16 protein-coding genes are annotated in these 13637 nt (G+C 69.4%); 8 read left to right on the top strand and 8 right to left on the bottom strand.

Going from position 1 to position 13637, the window contains the following annotated elements:
- Positions 1-47 precede the first annotated feature (47 nt).
- Both RYH80_RS04080 and RYH80_RS04085 read right to left on the bottom strand, forming a co-directional pair.
- Positions 48-884 (bottom strand): SDR family NAD(P)-dependent oxidoreductase, encoded by an 837-nt coding sequence (locus RYH80_RS04080; protein WP_370902583.1) that lies wholly within the window; start codon positions 882-884, stop codon positions 48-50.
- 144 nt (positions 885-1028) lie between these two features.
- Complete coding sequence (locus tag RYH80_RS04085) at positions 1029-2468, bottom strand: NCS2 family permease (protein ID WP_370902584.1); 1440 nt, start codon at positions 2466-2468, stop codon at positions 1029-1031.
- A gap of 183 nt (positions 2469-2651) precedes the next feature.
- On the opposite strand from RYH80_RS04085, the gene RYH80_RS04090 reads away from it, so the two are divergent.
- Positions 2652-3878 (top strand): phosphoglycerate kinase, encoded by a 1227-nt coding sequence (locus RYH80_RS04090; protein ID WP_370902585.1) that lies wholly within the window; start codon positions 2652-2654, stop codon positions 3876-3878.
- A 55-nt stretch (positions 3879-3933) separates the two neighbouring features.
- Complete coding sequence (locus RYH80_RS04095) at positions 3934-4491, top strand: YfcE family phosphodiesterase (RefSeq protein WP_370902586.1); 558 nt, start codon at positions 3934-3936, stop codon at positions 4489-4491.
- A gap of 97 nt (positions 4492-4588) precedes the next feature.
- On the opposite strand, the gene RYH80_RS04100 is transcribed toward RYH80_RS04095, so the two are convergent.
- On the bottom strand, positions 4589-5662 hold the full coding sequence (locus RYH80_RS04100) for a type II glyceraldehyde-3-phosphate dehydrogenase (RefSeq protein WP_370902587.1): 1074 nt from the start codon (positions 5660-5662) through the stop codon (positions 4589-4591).
- Positions 5663-5853: 191 nt separating this feature from the next.
- Here RYH80_RS04100 and RYH80_RS04105 point away from each other — a divergent pair, with 191 nt between their 5' ends.
- Both RYH80_RS04105 and RYH80_RS04110 read left to right on the top strand, forming a co-directional pair.
- Positions 5854-6840 (top strand): aminopeptidase, encoded by a 987-nt coding sequence (locus RYH80_RS04105; RefSeq protein ID WP_370902588.1) that lies wholly within the window; start codon positions 5854-5856, stop codon positions 6838-6840.
- Positions 6837-7844, top strand: coding sequence for an ATP-grasp domain-containing protein (locus tag RYH80_RS04110; protein WP_370902589.1), 1008 nt, complete (start codon positions 6837-6839; stop codon positions 7842-7844). The genes RYH80_RS04105 and RYH80_RS04110 overlap by 4 nt, the downstream gene beginning before the upstream one ends.
- A gap of 17 nt (positions 7845-7861) precedes the next feature.
- On the opposite strand, the gene RYH80_RS04115 is transcribed toward RYH80_RS04110, so the two are convergent.
- Complete coding sequence (locus RYH80_RS04115) at positions 7862-8233, bottom strand: Hsp20/alpha crystallin family protein (RefSeq protein WP_370902590.1); 372 nt, start codon at positions 8231-8233, stop codon at positions 7862-7864.
- A 226-nt stretch (positions 8234-8459) separates the two neighbouring features.
- Between RYH80_RS04115 and RYH80_RS04120 the strand changes: the two genes are divergently transcribed.
- Both RYH80_RS04120 and RYH80_RS04125 read left to right on the top strand, forming a co-directional pair.
- On the top strand, positions 8460-8687 hold the full coding sequence (locus RYH80_RS04120; protein WP_370902591.1) for a hypothetical protein: 228 nt from the start codon (positions 8460-8462) through the stop codon (positions 8685-8687).
- Positions 8688-8817: 130 nt separating this feature from the next.
- On the top strand, positions 8818-9063 hold the full coding sequence (locus RYH80_RS04125; RefSeq protein ID WP_370902592.1) for a DUF7385 family protein: 246 nt from the start codon (positions 8818-8820) through the stop codon (positions 9061-9063).
- A 316-nt stretch (positions 9064-9379) separates the two neighbouring features.
- Here the strand turns inward: RYH80_RS04125 and RYH80_RS04130 are convergent, their stop codons facing one another.
- The 4 genes from RYH80_RS04130 to RYH80_RS04145 all read right to left on the bottom strand — a co-directional run bounded on the left by RYH80_RS04130 (position 9380) and on the right by RYH80_RS04145 (position 12343).
- Entirely contained in the window at positions 9380-9865 is a 486-nt protein-coding gene (locus tag RYH80_RS04130; RefSeq protein ID WP_370902593.1) for a hypothetical protein, read from the bottom strand.
- Between the two features lie 202 nt (positions 9866-10067).
- Entirely contained in the window at positions 10068-10730 is a 663-nt protein-coding gene (locus tag RYH80_RS04135) for a sensor domain-containing protein (RefSeq protein WP_370902594.1), read from the bottom strand.
- 110 nt (positions 10731-10840) lie between these two features.
- Entirely contained in the window at positions 10841-11251 is a 411-nt protein-coding gene (msrB, locus tag RYH80_RS04140) for a peptide-methionine (R)-S-oxide reductase MsrB (protein WP_370902595.1), read from the bottom strand.
- A gap of 78 nt (positions 11252-11329) precedes the next feature.
- Entirely contained in the window at positions 11330-12343 is a 1014-nt protein-coding gene (locus tag RYH80_RS04145) for a DUF429 domain-containing protein (RefSeq protein ID WP_370902596.1), read from the bottom strand.
- 111 nt (positions 12344-12454) lie between these two features.
- Between RYH80_RS04145 and pth2 the strand changes: the two genes are divergently transcribed.
- Together pth2 and RYH80_RS04155 are read left to right on the top strand one after the other, a co-directional pair.
- Positions 12455-12793 carry a peptidyl-tRNA hydrolase Pth2 gene (gene pth2, locus RYH80_RS04150; protein ID WP_370902597.1) on the top strand — a complete coding sequence of 113 codons (339 nt, stop codon included), beginning with the start codon at positions 12455-12457 and terminating at the stop codon, positions 12791-12793.
- Between the two features lie 126 nt (positions 12794-12919).
- Positions 12920-13594, top strand: a complete 675-nt coding sequence (locus tag RYH80_RS04155; protein ID WP_370902598.1) for a response regulator transcription factor — start codon at positions 12920-12922, stop codon at positions 13592-13594.
- Positions 13595-13637 lie beyond the last annotated feature (43 nt).

The raw sequence follows: 13637 nt of genomic DNA on the forward strand, positions 1-13637 counted from the left end.
CCGGTTCGGAGAGTGGCGTCCGTCGCTCGGGTGGTGTCGGACCTCGCTCAGTTCGGGAGTTCCTCGCCGGGCGGCACACCCTGGGCGACGAGTGTCTCGCCGGTGACGAAGCTGGCGGCGTCGCTGGCGAGGAACCGCGCCACGTCGGCGATCTCGCGGGACTCGCCCACCCGGCGGTCGACCGTCTCGCGGTCCACCTCGTCGGCAGAGACGCCCATCTGCGTCTCGACGCCGGGCGTGGCGACGTACCCCGGTGCGATACAGGTGACGCGTACGTCGCGGCCGGCCCACTCGATGGAGAGACTCCGCGTGAGGTTCTCGACGCCCGCCTTCGCCGCCGCGTAGTGGCTCATGTACGGCGCGCCACGTTGCCCGGCGACCGACGAGAGGTTGATCACGACCCCGCCACCGTCTTCTGCGAGCGGTTCGGCCGCCTCGCGGGCACACGTGGCCGCCCCCGAGAGGTTGATGTCGAGGATCGTCTCGAACCCGTTCGGCGAGATGTCGTCGAACCCGGCCATGAACGACGCCCCGGCGTTGTTGACGAGCACGTCGAGGCCGCCGAACTCCTCGACCGTGGCGTCGACGAGCGCCGCCACCGCGTCCGGGTCGGTCACGTCACACTCCACCGCGAGACACTCCCCACCGGGCCCCTCGGAGATCGCCTCCGCGACCGGGTCGACGTTCTCCTGCTCGCGCGAACAGATCACCACGTCCGCGCCGTCGGCCGCGAACGTCTCCGCGATGGCCCGCCCGATCCCACTGGAGGCACCCGTCACGAGCGCCGTCTGGCCCGCGACGGAGAACTGTTCGGCGATCCGCTCGGGGTCGTCCACGCTCTCTGCCGCGTCGGCCGTCTCCGCGGCCTCGTCAGTGTCTGACATGGGTCGTGGGTCGCGGTGTGACGACTTCAGTCTGTCCACACCCGCGACGCGTTTCCGGCCGTTTCGTCTCCGAGATCGTCCCACAGGACGAGGTTCTCGCGTGCGTCGAGTGCAGACGGTGCGAGCCGAACGTGGACGCGCGACTCAGACCAGTCCGGGCGTCGTCCGCACGACGAAGTAGGCGACGAAGGCACCGGCCAGCACCCAGTGGCCCGCACGCACGTCGCCGAAGTCGCCGGTGACGGCCTTCACGATCGGGTACGAGACGATCCCTGCGGCGATCCCGTACGCGATGGAGAAGGTGAACGGCATGATCAGGACGGTGAGCCCCGCCGGGATCGCCTCCGTCGCGTCGTCCCACTCGATCTCCGTGACGTTGCCGAGCATGATGACGGCGACGACGACCAGCGCGAGGTGCGAGGCGTGGATCGGGACCGCCGCGGCCAGCGGCACCAGCGCCAGCGAGGCGAGGAACAACAGCCCCACCACGAGCGCGGTCATCCCGGTCCGACCGCCCACCTCGACCCCGGTCGAGGACTCGATGTACGTCGTCACCGTCGAGGTGCCGAGCATCCCGCCGACGGTCGTCCCGATCGCGTCGGCCAACAGCGGCCGGTCGATGTCCGGGAGGTCCCCGTTCTCGTCGAGGAACCCGGCGACCTGCCCGACGCCGACGAGCGTGCCCGCGGTGTCGAAGAAGTCGACGAAGAAGAACGTCACCATCACGAAGAGGAACGTCGCTGGGTCCACGTTCGAGAGTCCCTCGACGAACGCCCCCGCCAGCGGCGTGATGTCGTAGGCCGCCAGCGAGTAGGTGATCGTCGTCGACCCCGTCAGCGACGCCGGCGTGTACAGCGAGACGCCGCCGGCCTGTGTCGCCTCCGGCGCGGCGTACCCGAGCGCGGCGAGCCCGTACGAGGCGACCGTCGTGAGCAAGATCCCGAGGACGATCGACCCGCGGACGCCACGAGCGTACAATCCGGCCGTGAGCAGCAGACCGAGGACGGAGACGACCGCGATGGGGTCGGCGGCGAGGATCGGGTTCAGCGTGAGGAACGTCGCCGGGTCACCGGCCGTGACGTGCATCGCCTGGAGGCCGATGATCGCGAGGAACAGCCCGATCCCGGCGCCGACGGAGCGCTTGACCGGCTCCGGGAACAGTTTGACGACGTACTCGCGAGCACCGATCAGCGTCAAGACGACGAACAACAGTCCCTCGACGACGACCGCCGCCAGCGCCGTCTGCCAGGGAACGCCGAGCGCCCCGACGACGGTGAAGGCGAAGAAGGCGTTCAACCCCAGTCCGGGTGCCTGTCCGAACGGCCGGTTCGCGTACAGTGCCGTCACCAGCGTCGCGACGGCGGCGGCGATCAGCGTCACCACCGCGACCATCTGGAGGGTCTGGGCGTAGCCGACACCCTCCAGCACGATCCCCGGTTTCTCCCCCGTCCCGACGAGGATCGACGGGTTGACGACGACGATGTAGCTCATCGTCAGGAACGTCGTCAGCCCCGCCGTCACCTCGGTGCCCAAGTCTGTCCCGTACTCGTCGAAGCCGAAGAACTCGGCCAGCGTTCCCGCCATGTCGACACGTGTGTGGATACTAGGTAAGTGTATTGCGGTCTATAGGCGCGTATCTGTACACGTTCGTGCTTACTGTGCGCGTACCGTGGCGACTGTCCGAGCCTGCTGCGGTCGGGAGCCCCACGCGGCGACCGACGCCGCGCTTCCACACGCACTAAGTACCGCTCGGGAGGAGGGACGGACATGGCAGCGTTCCGGACACTCGACGACCTCGACGCGGGACAGCGGGTGTTGTGTCGTCTCGACCTCAACTCGCCGGTCGAGGACGGGGCGGTACAGGACAACCGGCGGTTCGACCGCCACGCCGAGACCGTCAGCGAGTTGCACGCGGCGGACCACCGCGTCGCACTGTTGGCTCACCAGGGGCGGCCCGGTCGCGACACGTTCGTCGGGCTGGAACAGCACGCCGAGATCCTCTCGGAGCACGCGGGCGTCGACGTGACGTACGTGCCGGACACGTACGGCGAGGAGGCACTCGCGGCGATCCGGGAGACGGAGCCCGGCGACGTGTTGCTGTTGGAGAACACACGGATGGTCGACGCGGAACTCCCGGAGGAGAGCCCGGAGACGAAGGCCGACACGGAGTTCGTCCGGACGCTCGCGGCTGAGGTCGACGCCTACGTGAACGACGCCTACTCCGCCGCCCACCGGAGTCACGCCTCGCTGGTCGGGTTCCCGCGGGTCCTCCCGTCGTACGCCGGTCGCGTGATGGCGACGGAGTACGAGGCCAACACCGCCATCGCCGCCCGCGAGTTCGACGGCGAGGTGACGATGGTCGTCGGCGGGACGAAGGCGACGGACGTGATCGAGGTGATGGAGGCGCTGGGCGACCGCGTCGACACGTTCCTGTTGGGTGGCGTCGCGGGAGAGCTGTTCCTCCGGGCCGCCGGCTACCCCGTCGGCGAGGACGTCGACGCCGAGTTGTTCGACGAACAGTGGGCCGCCAACGGCGACACCGTCGAGCGCGTGCTCGAGGAGTACGGCGACGCGGTGCGACTCGCGGACGACCTCGCGTACGCGGACGCCGACGGGGACCGCGCGGAGATCGGCGTCGAGGAGATCGACACCAAGGAGACGGACTTCCTCGACGTGGGGGGGTCGACGGTCGCGGAGTACCAGTCTCGGATCCACCGCTCGGAGGCCGTCTTCGTCAAGGGTGCACTGGGTGTGTTCGAGGACGAGCGGTTCGCGGACGGCACCGTCGGCGTCTTGGAGGCGATCGCCGAGACGGACTGTTTCTCCGTGGTCGGCGGCGGCGACACCTCGCGGGCGATCGAGCTGTACGGACTGGACGAGGCCGACTTCTCGCACGTCTCCATCGCCGGCGGCGCGTACATCCGTGCGCTGACCGGGCAGGAACTGGTCGGTGTGGCGGAGTTGGAGCGGAGCGCCGAGTCCGACGGAGACTGATCGGCCCCCGGCGTCGCCCGAAAGCTACACGTCGGTACTCGCCGAGAGGTTTCGTATGCGACTCGGCATCGTCTCCGACACGCACGACGACGCGGACGCGGTGGCGGCGGCGGTCGATCTGTTCGAGAGCGCCGACGTGGACACGGTGATCCACTGCGGGGACGTCGTCGCGCCGTTCTCCGCGACGCCGTTCGACACGGTCCGGTTCACCTTCCACGCCGTCCGCGGGAACAACGACGGGGAGTGGGCGCTCGCGGACACGGTCGACGGCTTCGGCACCTACCACGCGGAGGCGGCGACACTCGAGGTCGACGACCTCGCGGTCGCCGTCTACCACGGGACGAGCGAGCCACTCGTCGAGGGGCTCGTCGGCTGTGGGGAGTACGACCTCGTCTGCCGCGGGCACACCCACGAGCGGACACACGAACACCACGCCGCCGACGGCGCCGTCACCACCTACCAGACGGACGGTGAGGCGTCACACGACCTCGGCGACGGCGGCACCCTCCACCTGAACCCCGGCGGTGTCCCGGTTCCCGGCCGCGAGGAACCGCCGGCCGGCGTGATCGTCGACACCGAGACCGGGAGCGTTCGGTTCGAGACGCTGGCGTGATCGAGGTGGCGGAGTAGCGGTCGGAGGGAGAACGGAGCACGGGGTAGCGATCCGCGAGAACCACGAGAATCGACCGACTGCTCTCGCGTGCGAGTCGTCAGTCGTCCGCCTCGCGCGGCACGACCCGCTGGCGACGCCCCTGGAACAGCGACTCCAGCCCGACACCGAGCGTCTCGTCGGTCGTCGCGAGACTGTCGGCCTTCGACTCGCGGTCGAGCAGCGCCCGGATCGCGTCGACGTTCTCCGGGATCACGTCGCTCTCCTGGTGGATCGACTGGAAGAGGTACAGGTCCGACCCCTCCATCGAGACGGAGTTCTCCCAGATGCAGTTCTCCCAGAGGTCACCCCGCGGGCGACCGGTGTCCTGTGCGAACTCCTTCAGTTTCCCCGTCCCGTCGATGCCGGCCTCCTCGGGGATCAGGAACAGCCGCGACTCCTCGGACAGTGTCTCCCGAACCTCGGCGGCCGTCGGCTCCCCCTCCAGCGTGACGTTCACCGAGTGGAGGTGCATCAGCGTCGCCGGCACCTTCACGCCGAGGGTGTCGATGGACAGCTCCGGGAAGATCGTGTTCACGTCCGGGCCGTGGTGAGAGGGGACCTCGACGGGGTCCGGGAGGATGTCGTTGATCGGACCACGCGAGGTCTGCCCGGGGTCGCCACCTCGTCGGACCAGCGTCACGCGCGCCTTCTCGACGCCGTACGTCTCCCGCAGCGGCGCGAGGAGTCGCGAGAGTCCGGTCGTGTTACACGACACGACACGGGCGGTGTCCACGTCGTCGCCTCGTGCCGCGTCGTAGTTCGCCCGCGAGTTGAAGCTCACGTCGGCCACGTCGGCGTCCTCTCCACCTTGGAAGATGGCCGGCGTGTCGTACCGCTCGTACAACGCGGCGTTCTCTGCACCGATTCCGGAGGGTGTCGTGTCGACGACCACGTCCGACCGCATCACCAAGTCGTCGACCTCCCCGGCCACGTCGACGCCGGCCTCGTGGAACGCGTCCGAGCGTTCCGGGATCGCGGCGTACAGCGGGTACCCCTTCCGGACGGCCGCCTCTGCCTCGAAGTTCGGGCGCGTCTTCGCCACGCCCGCCAGTTCCATGTCCGGCTGGGCCGCGACGGCGTCCGCGACCCGTTTCCCGATCGTCCCGTAGCCGTTGACTCCCACCTGTATCATCGGTCGACAGTCGTCGCGGAACCGGGTTAATCGTTACGGGACGGAGTGAAAGAAAGCAACTACCATTCGAGTACCCGAACGGATGGTTGTGCCGTGGGGCCGTCGGATCTGCTCCAGTGGGAGCGTGGCCGTGGTCTGGAGACGGCCGGCGACGCAAAACACATACCACCGTTCCCCACCACCGAACCGGTATGGCAGAGACACGCGGTGCCGAGGCGGACGGCGACGGAGACGACGAACTCGCGCGTGCCGCCGAGACGGCGATCGGCCAGGCGCTCGCACTCGACGCAGACGAGTCGCTGGCGGTCGTCACGGACGACGAGCGGCGCGAGATCGGTGAGGCGCTGTACGCCGCCGGGAGCGAGGTGACCGACGACGCGACGCTCGTCACGTACCAGCCGGGCGAGCAACACGGGGCTGAGCCGCCGGCACCCGTCGCGGCGGCGATGGAGGCGGCCGACGCCTTCCTCGCGCCGACGACGAAGAGTCTGAGTCACACCCGCGCCCGCTCGGCGGCGACGGACGCGGGCGCTCGGGGCGCGACGCTGCCTGGGATCACGGCCGAGGTGTTCGCGACGGGGTTGGACGCGGACTACGACGCCATCGCGGCACACTCGGCGGACATCTACGAGCAGGTCGCCGACGCCGACGAGGTCCGGGTGACGACCGAGGCGGGGACAGACCTTAGGCTGGACGTGACAGACCGGGAGTGGTACCAGGACACCGGCGACGTGGCCGAGCCGGGGAGCTTCTCGAACCTCCCGGCCGGGGAGGTGTTCACGAGCCCGGCGACCGCGGACGGCACCTACGTCGTCGACGGCACGATGATGCCCCACGGACGGCTCGCGGACGGCGAGCAGTTGCACTTCGAGGTGGAGGACGGCCTGGTGACGGAGATCTCCGACGACGAGATCCGCGCGCAGGTGGAGACGGCCGCCGAGGAGGTCGGCGACGCGGCGTACAACCTCGCGGAACTCGGTATCGGGACGAACGTCGGCGTGACGGAGTTGGTGGGCCACGTCCTGTTGGACGAGAAGGCCGCCGGGACGATCCACGTCGCCATCGGGGACAACGCCTCCATCGGCGGGGAGACGGAGGCACCGATCCACCTCGACGGGATCGTCACCGAGCCGACCGTCTTCGCCGACGGCGAGGAGATCACGCTCCCGGAGCCGTGACCGAGGAGTCGCCGGTGGCCGCCGACGATGTCCCCCCGGCGCCGGGGACCGAGGAGCCAGCGGGATCGGACGCCGACGACCGCCTCACGCTCGCGGTCACGACGGCCGCAGAGACGTTCGAGCGACTCCGGGACCGTCTCCCACCACACCGGATCGACGTCGTCCACGTCCAGCCCTCCGAGCGAGTGTTCGAGATCGACGACGAGAGCGCCGGGGGGATCGGGGGGTCGAGTGACGCCGAGCAGGGACAGGAGTCGAGCATCACCGAACAGGTGCCGGACGCGGACGTGGGCTGGGTGTACCCCTCGCGACTGATGGAGGGAGCGGTCGTCGACACGCTGTTGGACGTGCCGTGGGTGAACGGGCGCGACGCGGTGGTCACCTCGCGCAACAAGGCGGGCGTGCTGGCGGAACTCGCGGCCGCCGACGTGCCGGTCCCGGCGACGCGGGTCGTCTCGAACCCGGCCGACGAGAGCGACGTGCTCGCCGCCGCCGACGAGCTCGGCTGGCCGGTGGTCGTGAAGCCGAACTCGACGACGCGCGGCGTCGGTGTCGCGAAGGTCACAGACCCCGACTCCGTGGCCGGGGTCACGGACTACCTCGACTTGGTCCACGACTACCGCGCGACGGGCGACCGGTCGTACCTCCTCCAGGAGTACCTCCCGGACGCGACGGACTACCGCGTGATGGTGGTCGGCGGCACGTACGTCGGCGCGGTCCGGCGCGAACTGCCGGCGGACAACCTCGCCGACGGCCAGTGGAAACACAACGTCCACCGCGGCGCCGTGGCCGAGGGTGTCGATCTCGACCCCGCGTTGCGACGGCTCGCCGAACGCGCCGCCCGGGTGCTGGAGATTCCGGTCGTGGGTGTGGACCTACTCGTCACCGACGACCGCGCGGTGGTCTCGGAGACGAACGCCCGGCCGACGGTCGACGACGCGGAGAAGTACGTCGACGGGTTCGACGAGCGACTCGCGGTCGAGATCCGACGCGCCGCAGAGTAGTCGACGCCCGTGGCGGCTCAGAGGTCGATACTGGCGGAGTCGTCGACGGCCTCGAACGTCACCTGGAGGACGCCGTTGTTGAAGGAGGCCTCGGCGGAGTGCTCGTCGACGCGCGAGGGGAGCCGCACGCGCTCCTCGTACTGTCGGTTCGGGCCGTCGGCGGCGAGTGTCAGCACTTCGCCGTCACACTTCAGGTCGATGCTGTCCTCGTCGACGCCCGGGAGGTCCGCCACGACGCGGACCTCCTCGTCGGACTCGTACGTCGAGACGTGTGTCTCGGAGCCGAATCCGGCGTCACCCGGCGCGGCGTCCGGGCCGGCCATCCCGTTCATCATGCGCTCGATCTCGTCGAAGATGTCCCCGAACGGATCGTCGCGATCATCCCGCATACACTCACGGGTACGGCTCACACGGGCAAAAGCCTTCGGCGCAGTTATCGAGGCCGAGAGTTCCGGTACCGGCGCGAATCGCCGTCTTCCGGGGCGGTGTCCGGTCGTCGGGACGGCCGTCGGAGCGCCGGTCGCGGCGGGCGGCGTCGTGTCGTCGCGGCCGCGAGGTGCCGTCGTGTCCGAGCAATCCAAAGACGCTTACTCGCGTGTCTCGAACCGTGGTTCGATGCGAGACCGGTACAAGGAACTGATGCTCCGCAGCTTCAAGGACGCGATGGACGTCGTCGACGAGTACAACGAGTGGGCCGCCGGCGCCTTCGACTCCGCGCCGCCGGTGCCACCCCAAGCCGTCCCGCAGGTCGCGATGGCGCTGTACCAGTCGCGCGTGATGGACGGCTGGGGCGGCGACGGCGGGTTCGACATCCCCGAGTTCGACGACAAGATGTTCGAGTGACGACGTGACGACGCCGTCTTCTCCACTGCTCGGTTCTCGTGTGCCGACACCGAGCAGCTCCGTCCGAGTGGTCCGGTGACGCCCGAGTGACCCGAAACCTACTCGGCTCGCGCTCCCGACACGGCGAGGTATGGAACGGCTCGACGTGTCGGACGGGTTCGACGTCCACGACTACCGGGCGAAGCTGAAGCTGCTCACGCAGGACGCCGACTCGATGCAGTTGGCGAACCGCGAGGGGCTCGGCTGTCCCGCCTGTGGTCGCGAGTTCGAGAAGCTGTTCGTCACCGAGGACGACTCCGTGAGTTTCGACGCCGCGCCGAACGGGCCGATCTGCGTGACGCGGACGGCAGAGGAGTTGCTAGTGTTGGCGCACTGAATGCACGGGCTGTGACCCACGTTCTGAAGGTCCGAACAGAGGTCGTACAGCTGTTCTACACAACTTCGGATTCCCGCTCTCGCCCCCGTTTCCACCCGTGACCTGTCCGAGGGGTTTGGTACGCGATTCTGTTGCCTCCGGTGTCTCCCCGAAGACCGTGTCACGGTCTCGGGCCGACACCGCGAACCGTCGAAGCGTTCGGACCTCGTTCGGGCACGGATCTCACCGTGTGGCAGGGACGACGGAGCGGGCTCTCAACGCCCACACCGAGCGCTCGCGGCTTAAGACTGCACATAAAAATATTTGTATCTTTCTCTCACTCGCCGGCGAGGTACCCCGCGCCGGCCACGAGGGCCCCGACGACCGACAACACGAGGGTCAGGAGGAACCCCAGCCCGAACAGCGCCGGGGCGAAGGCGAGTCCGAAGACGAAGCCGATCACCGCGCCGTTGCCCACGGCCAGCAGTGGCGACCCCTCGCCGGCCCACCCGCCGACGGCCGCGCCGACGCCGAGGCCGACGAGCCAGGTGAACGGGAGTGGGAGGAGGCCGGCGAGGAACGCGCCCGCGATCGTCAGTCCGGCGAGTTTCAGTGCGCCACCGGAGTCGTCGCGCGACCGTCCGGCGTCCGAGACGATGACGTTGTACGCACGCTTCGCCAGTCCGGACCAACTGGTGCGATCCGACACGGGCATCCGTCCACGCGACCCCCGTGATCGTCCGTCGGCGTCGCGCTCGTCGGCGTCGGTCCGGTCGCGTTCGGACCCGCGTTCGCGTTCCCGCTGTCGCCCGTCCCGTGACATACCCGACCAGACGTGGCCGAGACTGAAGAAGCTACACCCAACGTCTCACCACACACCGGAGCCGCCGCACGCACCGACGACACGGGAGAGGAGGAACACGAGGGAGAGGAAAGCGAGAAAGGGGAAGCGAGGAAGGAGAGAGCAGGAAGGGGGAACGAGGGAGGACAGAGCAGGAAGGGGGAGCCAGTCCGTCGCCTCGAGGTCACTCGTCGTCGACGGTGCCGACCGTCAACAGCGCCTCGGTCACGAGACCGCCGACCTCGGCCAACAGGTTGAGCGCGTTGACGGCGACGAACACCGAGAGCACGCCGAGTCCGCAGACCGCGAGCGCCTCCGGCAGCGTGTCGACGGACACGTCGACGAACCGGTAGACGACGGCCGGATCGTCGTAGACGAACGGCGCCGACAGGAGGGCCGCCGTCACGGCACCGGCCGTCACGGTCGCGACGAACGCGACGATCCCGAAGACGAACGTGACGCCGACGAGCAGGACACTCGTCCACGTCGTCGGCGTCGTCAGGAACCGCGCGAGCGTGTCGCGGAACCGCTCACCCTCGCGACGGCCTGCGACGAGCACCTCCGGCACCGCCGCGGAGCGACCCAACAGCGTCCGGTTCAACTGCGCCTGGACGCCCGCCAGTGCGGTCGCCAACAGCAGCGTCGCCACGAGGATCGGGATGCCGACCCACGTGATCGCGAGTCCAGCGCCGACCGAACCGCCGACCGTCACCGCGACGAAGCCGGCCAGCCCCAGCGGGAACGCCACCAGCAGGTACGCGAGTCGTCTGTACGTGTCTGCACGGAACGGCGCTCCGAAGAACGCCGCCACCGCGTCGCCGATCGTGGACCGCGTCTGTCGCGTCACACTACCCACTCCGACCGGAGACCCCGTATAAACCCACAGCGGACTGGCGGCGCGACAGGTCGGCACAAGATACTTGTATCAGAAGTCTGCGCAGCCGCGTGGGAGCCGACTCACTCGTCGTCGTCGTAGTCGATGGCGACGGAGTTGATACAGAAGCGTTCGCCGCCGTGTTCGGCGGGGCCGTCCTGGAATACGTGGCCGAGGTGGCCGTCGCAGTTGGCACACGACACCTCAATCCGGTGCATCCCGTGGCGGGTGTCCTCCGTGCGGACGACGTTCCCCTCCTCGGCGGCGTAGAAGGCGGGCCAGCCACAGCCGGAGTCGTACTTCGTCTCGCCCTCGAACAACACCTCGCCACAGCCGGCACAGCGGTAGACGCCGTCGCCGTAGTGGTCGACGTACTCGCCGGAGAAGCGCGCCTCCGTCCCGCGTTCCCGGAGGATCTCGTACTCCTCCTCGGACAGTCGCTCGCGCCACTCCTCCTCGCTCGTCGGGACTTCTTCGTCGGTACTCTGACTCACACCGTCGGTTCGTCGCGGACGGGCAAGTGGGTTCCGCCGCGACGCCGCGGCGACTCGTGGTGCCGTCTCGGCTCTCGGTCAGTCGTCGACGGTCTCGCCCGCGTATCCGTCGAAGACGACGCCCTCCGTGCGTTCTCGTGGGGTGTACGAGCCGTCGACGGCCGCCGCCGCGTCGCGGCTCGCGGCGAACGCCGCCGCGACGGCGTCCAACGCGTCGTCCGTCGCCGTCGCACAACTCGCGTCGGTCCTACCCAGCTCCACGCCGGCCGCCGCCAGCGCCGCGCGGTTGCGCTCGCGCGCCGCCACGCCCGTGCGGTCGTCGCCCTTGTACCCCTCCCGGACACCACGCGGGAGGGCGTCGAAGACGGCAGCCGGGTACGTCTCCAACAGCGTCACGGGAGCGTCTGGCTCCCGGTGGAGCGGCGGGACGCGGACCGCCTCGCGCTCGACGAGGGGGGCCAGCAGTGCCGAAATCCCGTAGAACGTCTGTGTTCTGATCCGGAACCCGGCGGGCTCCTGCCCGCCGTACTGCTCGTCCGTCGCCCGCGACCGCGGGAGGTCCGCCGTCTCGGCCACGTCGCGGACGCGCTCGTACAGCGACTTCGGGTCTGTCACGTCCTCGAGTCGGCCCCACGAGTCCGGCGTCTCGCGGACGAACCGCGCCCAGTTCCCACTGGTGTCGGCGGCGGCGTCGGAGCCACCCGCGTCGTCGGAGTCGTCTCCGAGTGCAGGGGCCTCGGTCTCCGGCGACTGGAGGAACTCGGCCGGCAGGGAGAACGGCACGTCGAGGCCGACGACGGTCGGTTCCGGCGGGTCGGCGAGCGCGTCGACGAGCGCCGCTAGTGTCGGCTCGCGCTCACTCGTGGACAGTCCCAGCGTCTCCGACAGCGTCGCGAGCCGGTCGACGCGGAGTCCCGTCGGCGTCCGTCGACAGGTCGCCACCCAGGAGTTGTCGCCACACGACCGCGCCGCCGCGCTGAAGTCGATCCCGAGGACGCGGGTCGCGCCCACGGCGCTCTCGACGTCCGCCACGACCTCCCCGTTCTCCACGCCTTCCCCGCTCTCGACGCCGTCGGCGCTCTCGTCGGTCACTCCCGAGATCACGAGCGCCACGGGCTTGCGGATTGCGACTCGACGCGAGCCGGTGCCCGTCTCTCACCCGACCCCGACAGTGCTTTCACTCGGCCGGGAGTGTGCCCGGGCGTGAAACAGACCATCGCAGTCCGCGGCGACCTCGGGATGGGAGCGGGGAAACTCGCCGCACAGGTCGCACACGCCTCACTGTCGGCCTACGAGGACACGGACCGCCGGACGGCCAGCGAGTGGAAGGGATCGGGCCAGCAGAAGGTCGTCGTGCGCGTCGACGGCGAGGACGCGTTGTTCGAGGTCGCGGACGTGGCCGACCGCGAGGGACTCCCCCACGCGGTGATCCGCGACGCCGGCCGGACGCAACTCGACCCCGGCACCGCGACGGCCGTCGCGGTCGGACCGGGTCGCGACGACGTCGTCGATCGCGTCACTGGCGACCTCCCACTGTACTGATCCCGTCCCTCGAGACGACTCCGTCTCGCCGAGTCGCCTCGTGTGCCCGTTCGTAACGACAGCAAGTATCGAAACGGAGAATTGGCTCGTGGTACTTATTATCACCCCTCACGACCGATCGGTGAGATGACGGACGGGCCGTCGGTACTGGTGGTCGAAGACGAGGTCGAGATGGCCGAGACGTACGCGGCCTGGTTACGCGACGAGTACGACGTGCAGACGGCACACGACGGGCGGGAGGCGCTGGCGGTCGCCTCGGACGCCGTGGACGTGGTGTTGTTGGACAGACTGATGCCGCGACTCTCGGGTGACGAGGCACTCGACAGACTCCGGGCACGGGGGTACGACCTGCGGGTCGCGATGGTCACCGCGGTCGAACCCGACGCCACGGACGCCGAGTTGCCGTTCGACACGTACCTCACCAAGCCCGTCGACGAGACCGCGGTGCGGGAGACCGTCGCCACGCTGGCGTCACTGGCGGAGTACGACGAGGCGGTCCGCGAGGCGTTCGTGGCCGCCGAACGGCGTGCGGCGTTGGAGACGGCCACGGAGACGAGTATCGAGACCGCGGCACACGCCGACACCGAACCCCGGGTGCGGTCCCCAGTCGAGGGACCCACCGAGCCGACCGACGGCGACACCGTCGCCGACCGTCTCGACGACCACGGCGAGACACTGACGGAGGCACACGCGGACGCGTCGGACCGCCTCGGCGACGTAGATCACGACACTGTCGCCGCCGCGCTGTCGGGGCTGTCTGCGAACGTCCGTGCGCGCTACGGCTCCGTCTCTTCGCGGTAGCCCGTTCTCCCGCCGTCCGGACGCTCGTGTGTCGCGCCACAGC

This window comes from Halobaculum sp. MBLA0147, from assembly GCF_041361345.1.
Taxonomy (GTDB): Archaea; Halobacteriota; Halobacteria; order Halobacteriales; family Haloferacaceae; genus JAHENP01.